The organism is Sorangiineae bacterium MSr12523 (assembly GCA_037157775.1).
GTDB lineage: Bacteria > Myxococcota_A > Polyangia > Polyangiales > Polyangiaceae > Pendulispora > Pendulispora brunnea.
The window spans coordinates 12,024,686-12,045,000 of the sequence record CP089982.1; the positions used below are offsets into that span (position 1 = coordinate 12,024,686).

Here is a 20,315-nt window from a genome sequence, read left to right on the forward strand (position 1 = left end):
TTCCCGCCCGGGGCCACAGATTTCTCGATCGTATCGTCCCCGAGCCCGCTACCGAAAGGACCGGCCGAGCTCCTTCATGAAAAAGGCTCTCGCCATCCGCGAAGAGACCTGCTAGTGACGGCGGGCAGTTCAGTCCTAGCCGGCTAGAAGCCGGCGCTCCATAGGGTTGGCCGATTGTGGCCTCACCGACTTGGAAGCGTGAACCCCGCCAGGCCCGAGAGGGAGCAACGGTAGCGCGGAAGAGTGTGGTGGGGCCTTTACCATTTTGGGCTAGCATCCGCGCAAGCAAGCAAGCCCGCTCCCGCTCCTCCTCCCGCTCCCGAACGTCTCGCCAGAGATGAATCGGGAGCGGGAGCGGGATCGGGAGGGGGATTTTACCGAGGAGCACGGAGTGACCGCACTGAACGAAGTTGGCCTCATCGCGTCCCGTGAGATGCGGAAGAATCTGCGGAGCCTGAAAGGCCTGGCCCTGGTCAGCCTGTCCCTGCTGGGGGCGATCGCCGTCGCGTTTCTCATCAACAAGGGGCACAAGCTGCAGGAAGGGCGCTTCGGTGCGGAGGAACTGCGCACCGGGCAGGAGATGGTGCTCTCGCAGGCCTACGACGATCCGCAGATGGGCAAGTACCTGGCGGAGGCACCGGCGGTGCTCCTGGCGCTGCTCGCCATCACCATTTGGCTCAGCCCGCTCATTGCCGGCGTTCTGGGTTTCGACGCGGTCTCTGGCGAACTTCAGCACCGCACGGTGCGTTATTGGACGGTACGGGCGCGGCGTGCGTCCTATTTCGTGGGGAAAGTGCTGGGGCTCTGGGGCGTGGTCGCCGCGCTCACCTTGGTGATGCACGTCTTCATCTGGATCGTGACGCTCATCGTGGGAGGGGCGGGCACGGCGCCGGCTTCGGCCACGGTGGGCTGGGGATTCCAATTTTACTTGGTGACACTCCCCATCAGCGCAGCATGGTGCGCATTGGTGATCCTGATTTCCGCGCAATTCCGTAATCCGATTGTCACCCTTTTCGTGATCAGCGCCGTGTTCGGCGGGCTCTGGATCGTCAACATCATCGGCCGGCTGGCGCAGATCAAACCGCTCACGTACCTGTATCCCAACTCGTACGATGCGCTGCTCTTGTCGCCGCACTTGAACAAGGTGGCGTTGGGCGCGGCCATTTGCTTCGGCATCGGTGTGCTGGCCACGGCATTGGGCACGCTCGTGTTCGTGCGGAGGGACGTCTGATGTCGCCCGAATCGTCATTGGCGCGCGAGCAAGAGAAGATCGACGACGCCGCCAAGCAGGATCAGCAGGAAAAGCCCAAGAAGAAAAAGGTCGCCGAAGCCGCCGTGCGCATGAAGCACGTGACGAAGCGCTTTGGCTCGAAGCTCGCCGTCGACGATCTGTCGCTCGAAATTCGCGCCGGGCGCGTGTACGGCCTCATTGGGCCGAACGGCGCGGGCAAGACGACGACGTTTTCGATGCTCGCCGGCTACCTTCAACCGACGGACGGCAACATCGAGGTGCTGGGCTTCAGCCCCCACCAGGTCTCCGAGTTGAAATCGCGCGTCGGCGTGCTCCCGCAGGATGCGATTTTGCCGCCGCTCGACAAGGTGGGCGAATTTCTCATGCACATGGCCCGCCTCCAGGGCACCTCCCGCGATCGCGCCGAATCCATGGCCCGCGCGGTGCTCGACGAGGTGGAGGGGCGCGACTGGTGGAACCAGCGCTGCTCGAGCCTGTCCCACGGTATGGCCAAACGCGTGCAGCTCGCGCAGGCGCTGCTCGGCGACCCCGACGTGGTGCTGCTCGACGAGCCCACGGGCGGCCTCGATCCGCGCAGCGCCTACGAGGTGCGCCAACTCATCAAGGGGCGCAAAGGGCGCTGCACGCTCATCGTCTCGAGCCACAATTTGCAGGAGCTCGAGGAGATCTGCGACGGCGCGGCGATCCTCGATCGCGGCAAGTTGGTTGCCTCGGGCACCATCGCGCAGCTGACCGGCGCCTCCGAGGAGGTGCACGTCAAGATCGGGCGCCCGCCGCGCGGAATGGACGCGTCCGCCTACCGCGCAACATCCGCCGACAGCATCGTCTCGCGCGGCATCCAGCGTGTGCGCGATCTGCCCATCGTCAAACGCGTGGAGTACGACGACGAGAAAAATGAACTCGTCGTGTATTTCGAACGCAGCGGCGAAGTCGATGCCGAGATGGTGATCGGCCACGTGCTATGGGCGCTCTTGCAGGAGCAAGTGCGCATCAGTGGCGTGATCAAGGGACGCGGCCTCGAGCGCCGCGTGATGGATCTCACCGACGAAGAGGACTGAATCATCCGTCGCTTCGGGTACTTCGGGTAGACTAAGCGCGGATGACAGGAGCTTCGCCGGCCCCGCCCACGCACCAGACCGAGCTTTTGCGTGTCGTCCTGGGGCTTGCGCTGGCCTTCGGTCTCGCCATCGTCGCGGCGCATCCCTTGGTGCGACGCATCGAGCGGCGTCTCGGGCTCACCGTGCTCTTGTCGAGCGGCCTCCCCTTCATTGCGATGGGGGTCATCTTCCGTCTCCCCAGCGTGGGCATCCTCACGAACGAGGTGGTGGCCGATCTGCGGCCGGCCCTGGAGTTCGGCATCGGGTGGCTCGGCTTCGTGGTGGGCATGCAGTTCGACGTGCGCGATCTCGACTTGGTGCCGCCGAAGACCGGTGCCGTCGTGGTCGCGGAGACGGTGATCCCGTTCATCCTGACGGCGCTTGCATGTGCAACCTTTTTGGCCACGCTCGATCCGGCATGGTCGCTGTCCGACCATAGTACGTGGAAGGCGACGTTGCGGGCGGCGGTGCACCATGCGCCGCTGCGGGATGCGCTGGCCCTGGGGGCATGTGCGGCGCAGGCGGCGCCGGTCGCCGCCGTGGCGATTGCGCGCGGCTCGGGATCGGTGGCCGCAAAGCTTTTGTCCTACGTCACGCAGCTCGACGACGTGGCGGGTGTGCTCGTGCTCGGGCTGATCTGCGCGGCCTTCCGCCCGACGGACGCGGTGGCCGCGTGGAAGCTTCCGCACATCGCGTGGATCTTCGTCACCTTGGGCATGGGCGGGGTGTTCGGCATTTTGACGTATGCGCTTTTGCGCAGTGCGAAGAATTCGAACGAGGAATTTGCCTATCTGCTGGGGGCGATTGCGCTGTCGGCGGGCATGAGCGGCTACTTGGCCATCTCGCCTCTTGTCACGTGCGCGATTGCGGGCGCGCTGCTCACGAACCTGCCGCACAAGAATTTCGACCAGCTCAAAGAGACGATGCTCCAGGTCGAGCGGCCGCTGTACCTCATCTTCCTCCTCATTGCGGGCGCGATGTGGGACGTGACGGCGTGGCAAGGCTGGCTGCTCGCGCCGGTGTTCGTCTCCGCGCGCGTGGGCGGCAAGTTGATCGGTGCGCACGTGGCCAAAGGCACCGGCCCCGAGGGGCTGCCCGATGCGACGACCCTGGGCTTGGCGCTGGCGCCGCAATCGCCCGCGGCCATTGCGACCATCGTGAGCTACGCCACGGTGTACAAACCGCATGCGACGGAGTCGGCGTCGCTCGGGTGGCTCATGACCGCGTGCATCGCGGGCGCCGTGCTCACGGAGCTCATCGTGCAGGCCACGGTGCGGATGCGCGGCGGACTGCGCATCGATTTCCGCAGCCCGTCGCTGGTGACCATCCCGCCCCCCTCGTTGACGCAGGGAGAAGAAGGAGAGCACTCGTGATCCGCGCCATCATGCTCCTGGCCATCGTGGTGATCCTGATCGCCGCGGCCCGTTCGTTCCTGCCTCAGGAGACGTCGCTCGTGGGCTCGGGCGCGGCGCTCGCGTTTGGCTTCGTGCTGCTGGCCGCCTTGCAATCGGGCACCATCTTCGCGTCGCTGCGCCTGCCGCGCCTCACCGGGTACTTGATGTGCGGCTTCATCGCCGGCCCGAGTTGCTTCAATTTCGTGACCGAGGGCATGGTGCACGATCTCAAGCTGGTGAACGGTGTGGCCATCGGTCTCATTGCGCTGTCGGCCGGCGGGGAGCTGAGCTTTCGCCGTCTGCGTCCGCGCATCCGCGCCATTTTGTCCGTGGGCTCGGTGTCCATTCTGATTGCGATCCTGTGCATCTCGAGCGCGTGCTTCCTGCTGAGCAGCCGGCTGCCCTTCATGGACGGCATGAGCACGTTCCACCGGTTCGTGGTGTCGCTGACCATGGGGGTCGTGCTCTCGGCGCTCTCGCCCGCGGTCACCTTGGCCATCGTCGCGGAGACCGGCTCCTCGGGCCCGATCAGCGAGACGATCCTCGGCATCGTGATCATGGCGGACCTGGCCATCGTCTTCACCTTCGCCGGGGCGAACGCGCTCGCCAACGCGGTGTTCGGAACCGTCGGCGGCGGCTCGGGCGGGGGCTTCATCGAGCTGATGATCCACATCTTCGGATCCATCGGCGTGGGCGCCGTGCTCGGCTTGGTCCTCGCGTTTTACCTGAAAAAGATCGCCCAGCGCGTCGCGCTCTTCGTGTTTGGCATCTGCTTTCTCTGCGCCGAAGCCGGCACGCGGCTGCATCTGGACCCGCTTCTCATGTGCCTCGTGGCCGGTCTATTCCTCGAGAACGCGACCTCCATCGAGGGCGCGAAGCTCGTACACGACATCGAATCCGCGTCGATGCCGGTCTTCGCCGTCTTCTTCGCCGTCGCTGGTGCGGGATTGCATTGGGACATTCTCAAGCGCGTGCTGCTGGTCGCGGTCATTCTCGCCGTCGTCCGCGCCATCGCGCTCGTCATCGGGTCGTACATCGGCATGGCCCTCGGCAAAGTGCCGGCGTTCCACCGCAAAATCATTCCGTATGGAACGATCTCGCAGTCGGGCGTGGCCATCGGCCTCTGCATTCTTCTCGCGAAGCACTTTGCGGGCTGGGGCGAGCAGGCGGCGACCTGCCTGCTCGGAGCCGTGATGATCAACGAATTGATCGGCCCCGTGCTGTTTCGCAATGCCTTGATGAGGAGTGGCGAAGCCGGCCGTCGCCAAGCGGTCGCCGCCGCCCACTGAGTCTTCCGCTCCGGAAGGAGATGTCTGGCGCCTCTTGACGCGGCGTCCAAAGTCCCGTACGAGGCGTTGTTGAAAGTGAAAGTCACTTTTGTTTTCTTGACAGGGGGGGAGGTCGGGAAAGGCGTCTGCGGATGAAACTGAAATCCTTCTTGGTCTCGACGACGGCCATCGCGGTGGTCTCGGATTCCATGTTGATTCCGTTTTATCCGCAGTTCTTCGCCGACGCCTTCGGTGTCACGGATCCGCGCCACGTGGGCATCTACCTCGCGGCGACGTGCTTCACCGTGATGCTCGCCTTTCCGGGCTGGGCACTTCTGGCCAAAAAGGTTCCACCGCTGCGGGTTCTGCTCTTCACGCAGCTGGCCGCGGGGCTCCTGAGCATCGGTTGCTACGGCTGCACGAACGTCGTCGCGTTTTGGCTGGTATCGCTCGGCATGCTCGTGTTCAAGGCGAGCTACCTGCTCATCTACCCCTACGTGATGAGCCTGGAGGACAAGGCGAATCACGCGGCCACCATCGGGCTGCTCTCGGTGATCGTGCACCTCGGCGGCATCGCCGGTGCGCTTCTCGGGGGCGCGGTGTTGCAGGCCTTCGAGCCGCGACACGCCTTTCTCGTCATGGCTGCGGGCGATTTCCTCCAGATGGGCGTCTGCCTCTTCTCGTTTGGCAGCGCGGCGGCATCGAAGGGAGAGCCTGTGGCGGAAGCTGCGCCATCGACCCCGGCCCGCAAAGGCATGGTCCATCGCCTCGGGCTCGTGATGTTCGTCTTCTACTTCAGCGCGTTTCTCGTGCGCCCGTTCTTTGCGACGTATTGGGAATCCATATCGTCGTTTCGTAGCCCCGTCGTGGCCGGCTTCGTCTTTGCCATTCCTGGATTGGTCGCCCTGCTCGCGCTCTGGCTGCGCAAGGGCGATACCGCGATCCCCCTCGCCATCGTGCTGGGAACCCTGGGCCTGTTGCTGCAGGCCGCGCCCTTCGCGCCCGTCGTCCTCGTGGGTCGCTGCGTCTTTGGTTGGGCCTTGTTCCACGCCATCGTCAAATTGGACCTTTTGCTCTTCGAGCTGAGCACGCCCGAGTCGTACGCGACCGACTTCAGCAAGATCAACATTTGCCAGCAGCTCGGTGTGCTCGTTTCGTCCTTCACCGCCGGCACGCTCGTCGTGTCGCACGGCCTGCGCATTCCCTTCTTCGCGGCGGCCGTTGGATTCGTCCTCACTCTCGTCTCGTACGGCCGCCTGCTCGCTCCGGAGAAACCGAAGACGGCCGACAAGGAAGTCGTGGTCATATCATGAGTACCTGCTTCGAAAAGCACGTGCCCGAGGTGGGGACCTTCGAATTGCGCGAGCTGCGCATTCCCGAGGACATCCCCGTCGTGCACGGGTGGGTGACGAAGGATTATGCGAAGTATTGGGGCATGCAGGGCAAATCCGTCGACGAGGTCGCGGTGGCGTACCGCGAAATCGTGAGCCCCGAGCATGCCCATGCGTACATCGGTCTTCACGACGGAAAACCGGCATTCCTCGTCGAGTGTTACCACTCGATGCACGATGCCATCGGCCGCTATTACGATGCGCTGCCGAGCGACCGCGGGATGCACGTCCTGGTCGCGCCGGCGGAAAAGCGCATTCCCGATTTCACCTGGCATGTCTTCACCGTCATCATGGACTTCTTGTTCGATGATCCGGCGGTGAAACGCGTCGTCGTGGAGCCGGACGCGCGCAACGAGAAGATCCACGCGCTGAACCGCCGCGCGGGGTTCGAAGTCGTGCGCACCGTCGATCTGCCGGCCACCTCCGCGCAGCCGGCCAAAAAGGCACTGTTGTCCTTCTGCACGCGTGAGCAATACGCGGCAGCGTCCACCGTGAGAACCGCACCCATGAAGACTTCCATTTCGTCCTCCCCCGGCGCGGCCGTCGCGCATCTCGATCCGCGCACCTGGGCCATCGTCAACCGGCAGCACGTTCGCAAGATCCTCGGCGAGTTCGCCCACGAGCTGCTCATCACCCCCGATCTGGAAGGCACGGTCGAAGGCTGGGGCCATTACCGGCTCGCGACCGATCAGCCCAATGTGGAATACCGCTTTCGCGCGCGCATTCTCCAGCTCGATCATTGGCACATCGACGGCGAGTCCATCGAGAAGTTCGTCGACGGTGCGCGCACGCCGCTGGATTCGCTGGCGCTGATCCTCGAGCTCCACACGACGTTGGGCATCAATCCGGCGATGCTCCCCACGTACATGGAGGAGATCACGAGTACGCTCTATGGCGCGGCGTACAAATACGAGACGCAGCGATTGACCGCCGTCGAGCTCACGCGGGCGTCGTTCCAAGAGGTGGAGACGTCCATGACCGAGGGGCACCCCTCGTTCGTGGCCAACAATGGTCGCATTGGATTCGACGCGCTCGATTACCGCGCCTATGCGCCGGAGGCAGCCTCGCCGGTGTCGCTGATCTGGATTGCCGTGCACGAGAGCCGCGCCGCGTTCGCGTCGATCGATGGACTGACGTACGGCGACTTGATCCGCGAAGAGCTAGGCGACACCGTGCTCGATTCGTTCCACGGCATCCTGCGCGGCAAAGGGCTGAACCCCGAGTCGTACCTGTTCATGCCGGTGCATCCGTGGCAGTGGTTCAACAAATTGGCCAGCATCTTCGCGCCGGACATTGCCGCGCAGCGGCTGGTGTACCTGGGCAGCAGCGAAGATCGCTATTTCGCGCAGCAGAGCATTCGCACGTTCTTCAATACGACGAACCCGCAGAAGCGCTACGTGAAGACGTCGCTCTCCATTTTGAACATGGGGTTCATGCGCGGCCTTTCGCCGTACTACATGGGCGGCACGCCGGCGATCAACCAATGGGTGCATGAGACCATCGGCAAGGATGCCTACCTGCGCGAAAATGGATTCAGCATTTTGCGCGAGGTGGCCACGGTGGGCTACCGCAATACGTATTACGAGGCGGCCATCCCCGGCGATAGCCCGTACAAGAAGATGCTCGCTGCGCTATGGCGCGAAAGCCCCATTCCGCAGCTGACCGAGGGCCAGCGGCTCATGACCATGGCCTCCTTGCTCCATCGCGATCGCGAGGGCGGCTCGGTGCTCATGGAGCTCATTGCATCTTCCGGCGTGGGCGCGGATACGTGGCTGCGCAGCTACCTCAAAGCGTATTTGAGCCCGCTCCTCCACTGCTTCTACGCCTACGACATGGTGTTCATGCCGCACGGAGAGAACCTCATCTTGGTGCTGCAGAACAACGTGCCCGTGCGCGCGCTCATGAAGGACGTGGCCGAGGAGGTCGCGGTCATGAACAAGAACGCGGTCCTGCCGGAAAAGGTGAAGCGCCTGGCGGTGTCGGTGCCCGAGGAGCTGAAGATCCTATCCATCTTCACCGACGTCTTCGATTGCATTTTCCGCTACGTCGGGCACGTCCTCGTGGAGCATGGTGTTCCGGAGGAGCGCTTCTGGAAGCTCGTGGCCGAATGCGTCCACGACTACCGGCGGTCGCGACCGGATCTGGGGGAGAAGTTCGATCGGTACGACCTTTTCGCACCCGAGTTCACCCGCTCGTGCTTGAATCGGCTGCAGCTCGGCAACAACCAGCAGATGATCGACTTGGCCGATCCGGCGAAAAATCTCAAGTTCGCGGGGACGCTGAAGAATCCGATCGCCGCCTTCAAGGCCTGACGTACTAGACGTAACAGGAGTTGCCCCGTGAAGTCCGCCTCGGTGAAGTCTTGGTACCTCGTGCACAAGTGGACGAGTTTGATCAGCACGTTGTTCCTGCTGATGCTCTGCGTGACCGGTCTTCCGCTCATCTTCCACGAGGAGATCGATCACGCGCTGGGCTACAGCGCCGAGGCGCCCGCCATGCCCGAGCCCGCACCGCGCGCCAGCTTGGATGACATCGTCGCGTCGGCGAAAGCGCGCCGCCCCGGCGATGCGGTGCAATTCGTCTTCAAGGATGCCGAAGATCCGCGCCTTTGGCTGGTGCGCCTGGGCGAAAAGGCCAATTCGGAGGATGCGTCGGCCTTTTATACTTACGACGGCCGCACCGGGACGTACCTCAACGAGTATCCGGTGAACAAGGGCGTGACGAACTTCTTGTTGCGGCTTCACGTCGACATGTTCGCCGGATTGCCGGGCACGCTCTTTCTGGGCTTGATGGGCCTTTTGCTGGTGGTCTCGCTGGTGTCCGGCACGGTGCTTTACGGGCCGTACATGCAGAAGGTGCAATTCGGTACGGTGCGCCGGGATCGTTCGCCGCGCCTCAAATGGCTCGATTTGCACAATCTGCTGGGGATTGCGACGTTGGTGTGGTTCCTCGTCGTCGGCTTCACCGGTGTGGTGAATACCTTGGCCGTTCCGGTGTTCGGCCAGTGGCAGGCGACGGAGCTTGCCGAGATGACCGCACCGTACCGCAGCAAGCCGCCGCTCACGGAGATGGGCTCGGTGCAAAAGGCGCTCGACGCCGCGCACGCCGCGGTGCCGGGGACGGAGCTCGGGTTCATGGCCTTTCCGGGCAGCGATTTCGCGAGCCCGCACCACTTCGCTATTTTCATGAAGGGCACGACGCCCTGGACATCGAAGTTGCTCAAGCCCGTATTGGTCGATGCGCAGACCTTGCAGGTGACCGACACGCGCGACCTGCCCTGGTACGTGAGCACTTTGCTCATTTCGCAGCCGCTTCACTTCGGCGACTACGGGGGATTGCCGCTCAAGGTGATCTGGGGCTTGCTCGATTTGCTCTCCATCGTGGTGCTGGGCAGCGGCGTTTACCTCTGGGTTCGCAAGCGCAATCTCTCGTTCGAGGCGTGGCTGCGCACGATGCAGGGCGAGAAGGAGATGGCCGCGTGAGTGCGCCACTGACCAAAACGCAGATTTGGGGAGCGCCCATTGCGCTGGGTGTACTCAGCTTGGTGGGGCTGCTCGCGGCGTTGCTCGCCGACGGCATTGGGGATGCCGCCTCGTGGGTGGCGCTGGGTGTGCCGGTGGTTGTTTCGATTTGGTACTGGGGCCGGCGGAGTTAATACGTGCGTTTACACAGATTGGCGTTCATCGCTGCTTTTGCGGCGGTGGGGATGTGCATTCGAGGCGGTAGCGCTCACGCGCAGGAGGCGGTGACGCCGCCGGCCGTGCAGCAGGAGATCCCCGCGGAGTATCCGGCGGAGGCCAAAGCGGCGCGCCTCGAGGGGCGTGTGGTGTTGCGTTTGACGATCGAGGCGGACGGCCACGTGAGTGCGGCCGACGTGGTGGAGTCGGCCGGGCACGGCTTCGACGAATCGGCGCGCGCGGCGGCGTTGCAGTCGCGGTTTTCGCCGGCGCAGCGTGGCGGCACGGCGGTGCGTGCACGGGTTTTGTATCCGTACGAGTTTCGTTTGCCGGCGGAGGTGCCGCAACCGCCGGCTCCCGCGCCCGTGAACGAGAACGCAGCGCCTGCGAAAGGCGCAGCCCCCAGCGATGTGACCGTGCGCGGGAAATCCGAGGCGGATCGATTGCGCGAATCCGCGCAGGCCGTGCAGGTCATCGAGACGGAGCAAGCGAAGCGACAGACCGCCGACTTCGGCGAGGTCATGGCGCGCTCGCAAGGTGTGAGTGTGCGCCGCGAGGGGGGCCTCGGGTCGGGAACGCGGTTTTCGCTCAATGGACTCACGGACGATCAAATCCGCTTTTTCCTGGACGGGGTTCCGCTGGACCTTGCGGGCTATCCGTTCGGCCTGGCCAACGTGCCGGTGAACCTCGTCGAGCGCGCCGAGGTTTACCGTGGTGTGGTTCCAATCCGTTTCGGCGCCGATGCCCTGGGTGGCGCCGTCAACCTCGTCACCGAGAAGATCACCCCGGGCACGCACGGTTCGGCGTCGTACCAAGCGGGCTCCTTCGAGACGCACCGCGCGACCTTGGCATTGCGCCATCTCGACGCGGACAGCGGCTTTTTCGCGCGCGCATCGGGGTTTTTCGACTACGCGAAAAACGATTACAGCGTCGACGACGTCCCACTGGGCAATCTAGCCGGTGAAGAGACGCGCATTCGCGCCACCCGATTTCACGACGGATACCGTGCCGGCGGCGCCAATTTGGAAACCGGATTCATCGATCGCTCCTGGGCCAAGAACCTTCGCCTGCGCGTCTTCTTTTCGGATTACAGCAAGGAGCTTCAGAACAACGTCGTGATGACCGTGCCCTATGGGGAGGCCGAATACGGTAAATTCACGACCGGCGCCACGGTTCGCTACGAGAATACCTTCGCCACACGGGCCGGTCGCGTCTCCGTCGATGTGCTTGGCGGCTACACGTACGGTCGCACCTTCCTGCGAGACGTTTCGAATTGTACGTATTTATGGAACGGCGAACGTAACTGCAACGATCGCGTCCTGGGTGAAATCGATTCCACCCACGGGCCATTCGATCAAGTCGTTTGGGTGCATAGCGGCTTTGCCCGTGCGAACACTAGCTGGCAAATCCGTTCGGGTCACACGCTTCGATTATCGCTTTCACCGACCTACTCCACCCGCAGCGGCGAGGAACGCCAGCGGCAAAGCGATGTGCTTCCCGATCCACTCGGCGCGAAGCGCGACCTCTTGAACATGGTGAGCGGTCTCGAATACCAAGCTGACCTATTCAAGCGCCGCCTCGAGAACATCGCATTCGTCAAAAGCTACTTTCAATCCCAGCGCTCGGTCGATCAACTGCCGGGCGGGGCCCGCGTCGATCGCGATCGCAATACGCACCGTTTTGGTGTCGGAGATGCTCTGCGCTATCGCTTCGTCGAGGGGCTCTACGCCAAGGCGTCCTATGAATGGGCCACCCGTCTTCCGAGCCCGGACGAACTCTATGGGAATGGGATACTCGTTGTCTCCAATTTGAACCTTCAGCCCGAGACCAGCCACAACGTCAATCTCGGGATGACCGTCGATTTGCGCACCACACCCGTCGGCGCCGTTCGTGCCGACATCAACGGCTTCCTCCGTGCGGCGGATCAACTCATCACGCTGCTCAGTAACGACAAATACTTCAGCTACCAAAACGTCTTTTCGGCCCGCTCGATTGGCGTCGAGGCAGCCGCCGGCTGGACCTCGCCCGGCGAATACGTCGTTCTCGACGGAAACGTCACCTACCAAGATTTTCGCAACGTTTCGGCCGATGGCGCATTTGGCAAGTTCGAAGGAGATCGCATTCCCAATCGGCCGTATCTTTTTGCCAACGCCTCGGCACGTCTTCAATTCCGGCGGGTGCGCCGCGCGGACGATGAGCTCTCGCTCACGTGGTTCACGCGGTACGTGCACGAGTTCTATCGCAGCTGGGAAAGTGCAGGCGTTCGCGAATACAAACCCACGGTCGATTCCCAACTCGTCCACTCGGTGGCATTGACCTACCTCGTGCACGGCGAGCCCATGGCGATGTCCTTCACCGGTGAATTGCAAAATATCACCGACGAGCGTGCCTACGACTTCTTCGGTGTCCAGAGGCCGGGTCGCGCTTTCTATTTCAAAACCACGCTCGAATTCTAATTCGCAAAAAAAAAGGAGAATATCCCATGAGAAGGCTTACACTCTTTGCGGCCCTAGTTACCCTTGCGGGCTGCGGAAGCGACGATTCCAATGGTGGTGGCAATTCCTCGGGGCTCACGGGGACATCGCGTTATGCCGTGCACAGCATCGTCACCTCGCCCGATGGGCAGGATGGCTATGTCACCATTCTCGACTCGCTCGCGCCGCGTCCGAATGTGGGCCTCTCCAAAGCGCGCGAGTTTTCTGGCCCCTCGGATATCTGGGTTTACGAAGGCTCCGTTTACGTCTCCGGTGGCGAAACGCCGACGGTGACCAAGTACACACTCACCAACGACGGCCAGCTCGTCGACCCGAAGGTGCTCAATTTCTCCGCCCGCGGTCTCACCGATGCGGCGTTCTGGAACAACACCTTCATCAGCCCGACCAAGGCCTACATGCTCAATGGCCTTGCCCAGTACATCGTGTGGAATCCCACCACCATGGCGATCACCGGCACGGTCGACCTGCCCAAAATCGAAAATCGAAATGGCTTGATCCCGCGTCCAGGCTCCGCCGACCGTTCCGTCATCGTTCACAATGGCCGCCTTTATCAACCGGTAGCCTGGTACGATGAACAATACGCGCACCGCACGGATGATTCCCAAGTGGCCGTGTTCGACGTGAACACCGACACATTCGTCCAGATGATCGACGCGCCGTGCCCGGGGCTCGATGTCGGCACCAAAGACGATTCCGGCCATATCTATTTCAGCCCGTGGACGGGTGGCGCAGGTACCGCCCTCGTTCTCCATACGGCTCCCACCTGCGTGGCCGACGTCGACACCGCTACATTGACCGCGTCCGTCGCATTCAAATTCGCCGACGTGGCGGCCGGGCACGAGGGTTCCGATTTCCACTATGTCGGAAATGGCAAATTCGTCTTCACCGCTTTCGACGAGAAGCGGGTCGACCTCGCGAATGCCAAAGAGCCCTTCGGCATCATTGGCGGCCTCAATTGGCATGTCTGGAATTACGATCTGCAGACGAAGACCGCGACGGAAATGCAGAGCGTCGCCTGGAACAGCGGGGCGGCGTATTGGTTCAAAATCGACGGCGTCGAGCACGCACTCATTCCGGGCACGGGATATACGTCGAGTACGGTTTATCAGCTTGGAACACCGGGCACCGATGCAGCCACGCGCCTCTTCGACGTCGATGGATACAATATGCGCCTCTTCAAGGTGCGGTAACGCGCCTTGACACCATGCATTGGCGCGTGTAGCTACAGCCAGTGTACTGAAAATGAAAATCACTTTCTATTTCAGATGCAGCCCAGAGGAGGGTTCGTCATGAGCACCGTCAACGAGTCGCCATCGGGATCGTTCAAGGCGCTTCGAGTCTCTCAATCGCGACAGTCCCGAAGCGCATTCCCGCTCGCCGGCACCGGCGATGGCCTCGTTGACGCGGCAGGCGTCCTCTCGCGGACCATTGGTGGGGCGCTCGCCGCACGCGGCGCGCGTGGTCCGCTCCCCGTTGGTGCACCGGCCGACGTACTCGCGAAGGCCGCGGAGATGCTCGGGCCTGCGCGTTTGCGCGAGCACGGCATCGGCACCGACGCCGCACTTCAACACGTGGCGCAGTTGATTCTCGAACACGGAATTCACCTCGCGCACCCCCACGCCGCGGCGCATTTGCAGCCGCCTCCTCTCGCCGTGGCCGTGGCGGCCGATCTCATGGTCAGCGCGGAAAACGGCTCGCAGGATACCTACGACTCCGGCCCCGCGGGCATTGCCGTGGAGCGCTGGGTCGTTTCGGCTCTCGCCAAGCTGGCGGGCTTGGGCGAGCACGCCACCGGCGTGTTCACCCCGGGCGGCTCGCTCTCCAACATGATGGCACTGCTCCTCGCGCGGGATGCCGCCGCCGCGAAGCACGGCATCAACGTGCGCAAAGACGGCGTCGCCGGCCTCCCGCGGCCCGTCATCCTTTGCTCGGAGCTCGCGCACTTCTCGGTGCACCGCGCGTGCGCCACCCTCGGTCTCGGCGAAGCGTCGGTGATCGGCGTGCCCGCCGACGAGCACCACCGCATGCACCCCGATGCCCTCGCCCCGATTCTGCGCGAGCTCGGGCCGAGCGCCACGCCGGTGTGCATCTTCGCCACCGCGGGCACGACGGACTTCGGCAGCATCGACCCGCTCCCGGTGCTCGCCAAAATCGCGCACCGGCACGGCGCATGGTTCCACGTTGACGCGGCTTACGGCTTCGGCGCGCTCTTCTCCGATCGGCTCGCGGGCAAGCTCGCGGGCATCGAGCTCGCGCACTCCATCACCGTGGACATGCACAAGATCGGCTGGCAACCCGCCGCGGCGAGCATGCTGCTCGTGCGCGACGCGAACCTGTTTCTGCCACTGGAGCGCTCCGTCGACTACCTCAATCCGCCCGACGACACGAAGGCCGGCTACGACGGTCTGCTTGGTCGCTCGCTCCAGACCACCCGGCGCGCGGACGCCGTGAAGGTCGCCGCCACGTTGCTCGCATACGGCCGCCAAGGCTTGGGCGCGATGGTGGACGCATGCCACGATCTCGCGCGCTACGCGGAGCAGCGGATCGCGTCGCATCCGCAGCTCGAGCTGATTTCGCCCGCGAACCTCACCACGGTCCTCTTCCGTTACCGAGGCCATACGGACCCGTGCACGCTCGACGACTTGAACGCCGACATCCGCCGCACCTTGCTCGCCTCGGGCACGGCGCTCATCGGCCGCACCTCCGTGAACCTCGAGGGTCGCGACAGCACGTGCCTCAAGTTCACGTTGCTCAACCCGAACAGCACCCCCGCGGACATCGACTCCCTCATCGACGCCGTCGTGGCGTGCGGTGAGCAACGCGAGCCCCTGATCCGCGTCCATGGCCGCATGGAAGGCGCGTGATGGATCTCGGGGGATCGTCGCCCACCTTGCCGGGCCTGCGCACCATCGCGGCGGTTCCGCCGCCGCCGGTGCCGCGGCTCGACCCTCCATGGAGCCTGCGCCCGGTCGATCCGCAAGGCGCGGATCTGGAGCTGGTGCACGCGTGGATGCGCGCCGAGCACGTGGCCAAATACCTGCGCCAGCCATGGTCGCGCGAGCAGTGGCGCGAGGAGCTCACGCGCCAATTGCAGGGCGCGCACGAGCTCCCGTGCCTCTTGCGCCGCGACACGCAGCCCATCATGTACCTCGAGATCTACCGCGCGGCGCAGGATCCCGTGGCCGACTGCTACCCGGCGCGCCCGCACGATCTCGGCTTGCACCTCGCCATCGGCGACCGCGCGCTCGTCGGCATGGGGATCGCGCGCACCGTGCTTCCGCGCATCATCGACGCCCTCTGGCGTGCCGATCCACGGTGCACGTGCATCCTCGTCGAGCCGGACGTCGGCAACGCTGCCGCGATCCGCACCTTTTTGGCCAGCGGCTTCGAGCCGCGCGGCGAAATCACATTGCCCAACAAAACGGCGTTGCTGCTCACGATTTCGCGCCGTCAGGAAGACGTGTCCCGTGAACCCGAATAGCCCCCAGAACGATTTCGACGCCATCGCCATCGGCTGCGGCCCCTTCAATCTGGGGCTCGCCGCACTCGCGTCCACCGTCGACGACGTGAAGCTCACCGTACTCGAGGCCCAGCCCGATCTGCGCTGGCACTCGGGCATGATGTTCGACGACGCGATGCTCCAGGTCAATTTCATGGCCGACCTGGTCACCCTCATCGAGCCGACGCACCCGCTCTCGTTTTTGGCGTACCTGCGCGACTGCGACCGGCTCTATCCCTTCTACATTCGGCAGCAGTTTCACTCGACCCGCAAGGAATACGAGCACTACCTCCGCTGGGCCGCGGCGAAGCTCCCATCGATTCGGTTTTCCCACCACGTCGACAAGGTCGCGTGGGATGCTCGAAGCGAGCGCTTCGTCGTGCACGCCGTGCGCGAGGGCGGCGAGCGCGTGCTCTTTCGCGCGCGCCACCTCGTGCTGGGTGTCGGGACGGAGCCTTCGCTTCCGCCGTCGCTTCGCCAATTGCCGAAGGACAAGCTTCTGCACACGGCCGACTTCCTTCGCCGCGAGACCGACATGGTGCGCGCCAAGCGCGTGACCGTGGTGGGCTCGGGTCAGTCCGGCGCGGAGGCGGCGCTCGATCTGCTGCGCAAGAACCTCACCGGTGGTCCTGCCGTGAGCTGGCTCACGCGCACCGTTTCCTTTGCGCCGCTCGACTACACGAAGTTGGTCCTCGAGATGACCACGCCCGCGTACGTAAGCTATTTTCATAGCCTCCCGCAGGCCAAACGCGACGAGCTTCTCGCCGAGCAATGGCGCCATTACAAAGGCATCTCCACCGCGACCTTGGAGCTGATTCACGACGCCCTGTACCGGCGCGAGTTCGAGACCGGCCTGGCCGACGTGGAGCTGCGCTGCGGCATTTCCATCGAGGCCTCCGCCGTGGCCGACGACGGCCAAGTCGTCTTGACCTGCCGCCAACGCGACACGGACCGCGTCTTCGAGCACCGCACCGACATGGTCGTGGCGGCCACCGGCTACACGCCCCGCCGCCCGGCCTTTCTCGAGCCCCTCGAGCCGGTGATCCGGCGCGATGCCAAGAGCCGCTACATCCTCGGCCTGGATCACTCGGTGGAGCTCGCCCCATCGGTTTCCGGCCGGATGTTCGTGGCGAATGCCGATCTGCATAGCCACGGTGCGGCTGCCCCGGACTTGGGCATTGGCGCCTATCGAAACGCGACCATCCTGAACGCGATCGCAGGTCGGCCGCTGTACCGCCTTCCCAAGCACACCGCCTACACGACCTTCGAGCATTAACGAGCTTTCTTCCCCCTCCCGCGCCCGCTCCCGATCCCGAAAAAGCTCGGGATCGGGAGGGGGAGCGGGAGCGGGTAGGAATGCGGGGCGAAACGCTTTTGCTACCAAGGCAAAGCGCTGTATTTGGGAAAGCCATGCCCCTGTCCCTATCGATTCGCGCGGCGCAACCTTTGGAACTGGAGACGGACCTCACCGTTTTCGGTGTTTGGGCGTTTGATCCGTCCAAAAAACTCCCCGACGCCATCAAGGCCGTCGACGAAGCCCTGGGTGGGGGGCTCCTGGCACTCCTCAAGAAGGAGGAATTCACGGGAAAGCCGGACCAAAGCCTGTCCGTGCCGGCCTTGGGTCGTGCTCCCACGGGTCGCATCGTCTTTCTCGGCCTGGGCGAGCGCGCCAACGTCAAGGATCCGGCCACGCGGACCTTTGCCGCCAAGGCTGGCCGCGCCGCCATTTCCGACAAGGCCAAGTCGCTCGTCGTCGTCCTTCCCGACGGCCTCGAGAAGCACCTCCGCGCCGTGGGCGAGGGCATCGAGCTCGGCACCTACCGTTTCACCAAGTACCTGACGGGTGACCGCCGCCCCAAGGAATCCCTGGAGACGGTCACCTTCGTCGCGGGCAAAAAAGCCCCGGCCGACGCCAAAAAGGAAATCGCGCTCGGCCAAAAGATCGGCCAGGCCGTCAACCTCACCCGCGATCTGAGTAACGAGCCCTCGAACATCCTCACCCCCGCCGCCCTCGCCGGCGAGGCGCAGAAGGTGGCCAAGGCGGGCGGCCTCAAGATCGAAGTGTTCGACTACAAGGAAATCCAAAAGCGCGGCATGCACCTGCTCGACGCCGTCGGCCGCGGCAGCGCCAACGAACCGCGCTTCGTGCACATCTCGTACACCCCCACCAAGAAGGCGAAAAAGAAGCTCGTCTTCGTCGGCAAGGGCATCACCTTCGACACGGGCGGCATCAGCATCAAGCCGGCCGCGGGCATGGGCGAGATGAAGCACGACATGTCCGGCGCCGCCAACATGGTGGGCCTCATGGCGGCCGTGGCGGCCATCAAGCCCAACGTGGAAGTGCACGCGATGATGGCCTGCGCGGAAAACATGCCCGACGGCAACGCGTACCGCCCCGGCGACGTGTGGCCCTCCCTCGATGGCAAGAGCGTCGAAATCATCAACACCGACGCCGAAGGCCGCCTCGTTTTGGCCGACGCCCTCGCGTACGCCGCCAAGCTCGAGCCCGACTTGCTCGTCGACAACGCCACCCTCACCGGTGCGTGCATCGTGGCGCTCGGCAACACCTACTCGGGCTGGTACGCCAACAGCGACGACGCCGCGCACGACTTTTCGGCGGCGCTCAAGGCCTCCGGCGAGCAAATGTGGCGCATGCCCCTCATCGAGGACCTGCGCGATCAACTCAAGAGCGACAGCGCCGATCTCAAGCACATGGGCGATCGCTCCGGCGGCTCCATCACCGCGGCGCTCTTCCTCCGCGAGTTCATTGGCAAGACGAAGCACTGGGTCCACGCCGACATCGCCGGCCCGGCCACCTCGGATCGCGCCACCGGCTGGAACCCCAAGGGCGCCACCGGCCATGGCGTGCTCACCTTCGTCTCCCTCATCGAGCAAGCGGCAAAGTAGTTTTTCCGTAGTATTGGAGCAGCCGTGGTGGACGTCGTCACATTGGAAAAGAAGCTCTCGCGCGCGGTGGGGCGCGCCGTGGGCGATTTCAACATGATCGCCGAGGGCGATCGCATCCTCGTGGCCGTCAGCGGCGGCAAGGACAGCTACACGATGCTGCACCTTCTCCGTCAGCTGGCGGAGAAGGCGCCCGTGCGCTTCGAGCTCGAGGTGGTCAACATCGATCAGGGCCACCCCGGCTACCCGGCCGACGTCCTTCACGACTACATGAAGCGGGAAAATTACCGCTTCACGATGATCGAAGAGGACACCTACTCGATCGTCACCGAGAAGATCCCCGCCAACAAGACGTACTGCTCGCTCTGTTCGCGGCTGCGGCGCGGGATCTTGTACCGCGTCGCCACCGAGCTTCGGTGCAACAAGATCGCGCTCGGCCATCACCGCGACGACGTCATCCAGACCTTCTTTCTCAACCTGATGTTCGCCGGCCAGCTCGCCGCGATGCCGCCCAAGCTGGTCGCCAGCACCGGCCACATCGTGCTGCGCCCTCTCTTGTACTGCGCCGAGGAAGACATCGCGGCCTTCGCCGAGGCCATGAAGTTCCCAATTTTGCCGTGCGATCTCTGCGGCTCCCAGGACAACCTGCAGCGCAAGGTCGTGGGGCGCATGATCGACCAAATGGAGCGCGAGCGCCCGGGCATGAAGGCGAGCTTCCTGGCGGCGCTTCAAAACGTGCGCCCCAGCCAGCTGCTCGACAAAGAGCTCTGGGCCCAACTCGGGCTCGAGGCCGCGCGCGATCTGCCCGAGGCCAGCGGCGGCAGCGAGGTCTCCGGCGTGATTGCCCCCACCCGCCTCGTGCGCAACACCGGGTAGCTCGAGGCGGGGTGCGCATGCTTACGGGGGATCAAAAGCGGCCGCGCTTGTTCGAGCTCGGCTCCGTCGCGCAGGCCAGCGTCCCTGGAATTTACGCGTGGTTCGTCACCGTCGCGCCCGCGGCTTGGTCGCGCGGCGCACCACCGTTGGCCAAGGTGTTTGCCCTCGCAGGCCTCGTCTTTCTCGTCGTTCCCGCCGCGCTCGAACCGCGCTGGCCGAAAGGCGCACGCATCGCCTCGGTCTGGGGCCTCGCCTTCACCAGCGTCATCGTCTGGGCCTTGTGCCCCACGGCCTTGGGCAGCTTTGGATCCGTGCGGTTCGACACCGCGCGCGGGATCACCGGCATGATTGGCTGGGGCCTGTTCGCCTACGCGTCCGCCGCCCCCGCGGTCATCCGAAGCACCTCGCCCGGCGTCGAAAATGCCGCCCCACTGAAACCGCGCGGCCGCGTCCCACGCGGTG

16 protein-coding genes, 1 other RNA gene and 1 pseudogene (1 of these 18 cut by a window edge) are annotated in these 20,315 nt (G+C 64.2%); all 18 read left to right on the forward strand.

Annotation, left to right across the window (positions count from 1 at the left end; translation table 11 throughout):
• The first annotated feature begins 175 nt into the window (after positions 1–175).
• An RNA gene (ffs, locus tag LZC95_47460) (signal recognition particle sRNA small type) lies at positions 176–262 on the forward strand.
• Positions 263–391: 129 nt separating this feature from the next.
• On the forward strand, positions 392–1,231 hold the full coding sequence (locus LZC95_47465; GenBank protein ID WXA94079.1) for an ABC transporter permease: 840 nt from the start codon (positions 392–394) through the stop codon (positions 1,229–1,231).
• Complete coding sequence (locus LZC95_47470; protein WXA94080.1) at positions 1,231–2,310, forward strand: ABC transporter ATP-binding protein; 1,080 nt, start codon at positions 1,231–1,233, stop codon at positions 2,308–2,310. The genes LZC95_47465 and LZC95_47470 overlap by 1 nt, the downstream gene beginning before the upstream one ends.
• 41 nt (positions 2,311–2,351) lie before the next feature.
• A complete protein-coding gene (locus tag LZC95_47475) occupies positions 2,352–3,722 on the forward strand; it encodes a hypothetical protein (protein WXA94081.1) in 1,371 nt (456 codons plus the stop codon).
• On the forward strand, positions 3,719–5,032 hold the full coding sequence (locus tag LZC95_47480) for a cation:proton antiporter (protein ID WXA94082.1): 1,314 nt from the start codon (positions 3,719–3,721) through the stop codon (positions 5,030–5,032). The genes LZC95_47475 and LZC95_47480 overlap by 4 nt, the downstream gene beginning before the upstream one ends.
• Before the next feature lie 131 nt (positions 5,033–5,163).
• Complete coding sequence (locus LZC95_47485) at positions 5,164–6,324, forward strand: MFS transporter (GenBank protein ID WXA94083.1); 1,161 nt, start codon at positions 5,164–5,166, stop codon at positions 6,322–6,324.
• Positions 6,325–6,446: 122 nt separating this feature from the next.
• Positions 6,447–6,755: pseudogene (locus LZC95_47490) on the forward strand (acetyltransferase).
• A 153-nt stretch (positions 6,756–6,908) separates the two neighbouring features.
• Positions 6,909–8,714, forward strand: a complete 1,806-nt coding sequence (locus LZC95_47495) for an IucA/IucC family siderophore biosynthesis protein (GenBank protein WXB00280.1) — start codon at positions 6,909–6,911, stop codon at positions 8,712–8,714.
• A gap of 27 nt (positions 8,715–8,741) precedes the next feature.
• A complete protein-coding gene (locus tag LZC95_47500; protein ID WXA94084.1) occupies positions 8,742–9,884 on the forward strand; it encodes a PepSY domain-containing protein in 1,143 nt (380 codons plus the stop codon).
• Positions 9,881–10,057, forward strand: a complete 177-nt coding sequence (locus tag LZC95_47505; GenBank protein ID WXA94085.1) for a hypothetical protein — start codon at positions 9,881–9,883, stop codon at positions 10,055–10,057. Before LZC95_47500 ends, LZC95_47505 begins: the two co-directional genes overlap by 4 nt.
• A gap of 3 nt (positions 10,058–10,060) precedes the next feature.
• Positions 10,061–12,535, forward strand: a complete 2,475-nt coding sequence (gene mxcH / locus LZC95_47510) for a TonB-dependent siderophore myxochelin receptor MxcH (protein WXA94086.1) — start codon at positions 10,061–10,063, stop codon at positions 12,533–12,535.
• A 26-nt stretch (positions 12,536–12,561) separates the two neighbouring features.
• Positions 12,562–13,764, forward strand: coding sequence for a hypothetical protein (locus tag LZC95_47515; GenBank protein WXA94087.1), 1,203 nt, complete (start codon positions 12,562–12,564; stop codon positions 13,762–13,764).
• A 99-nt stretch (positions 13,765–13,863) separates the two neighbouring features.
• Complete coding sequence (locus LZC95_47520; GenBank protein ID WXA94088.1) at positions 13,864–15,438, forward strand: aminotransferase class V-fold PLP-dependent enzyme; 1,575 nt, start codon at positions 13,864–13,866, stop codon at positions 15,436–15,438.
• On the forward strand, positions 15,438–16,055 hold the full coding sequence (locus LZC95_47525) for an acetyltransferase (GenBank protein ID WXB00281.1): 618 nt from the start codon (positions 15,438–15,440) through the stop codon (positions 16,053–16,055). The genes LZC95_47520 and LZC95_47525 overlap by 1 nt, the downstream gene beginning before the upstream one ends.
• Complete coding sequence (locus tag LZC95_47530; GenBank protein ID WXA94089.1) at positions 16,042–17,349, forward strand: SidA/IucD/PvdA family monooxygenase; 1,308 nt, start codon at positions 16,042–16,044, stop codon at positions 17,347–17,349. Before LZC95_47525 ends, LZC95_47530 begins: the two co-directional genes overlap by 14 nt.
• A 134-nt stretch (positions 17,350–17,483) precedes the next feature.
• Positions 17,484–18,980, forward strand: coding sequence for a leucyl aminopeptidase (locus LZC95_47535; protein ID WXA94090.1), 1,497 nt, complete (start codon positions 17,484–17,486; stop codon positions 18,978–18,980).
• A 24-nt stretch (positions 18,981–19,004) separates the two neighbouring features.
• Positions 19,005–19,853 (forward strand): tRNA 2-thiocytidine(32) synthetase TtcA, encoded by an 849-nt coding sequence (gene ttcA, locus LZC95_47540; GenBank protein WXA94091.1) that lies wholly within the window; start codon positions 19,005–19,007, stop codon positions 19,851–19,853.
• A 17-nt stretch (positions 19,854–19,870) separates the two neighbouring features.
• Positions 19,871–20,315, forward strand: the 5' portion of a protein-coding gene (locus tag LZC95_47545) for a hypothetical protein (GenBank protein ID WXA94092.1). Its footprint extends 275 nt past the window's final position; the window shows 445 of its 720 coding nt (coding positions 1–445); it begins with the start codon at positions 19,871–19,873; its stop codon lies beyond the right edge, outside the window.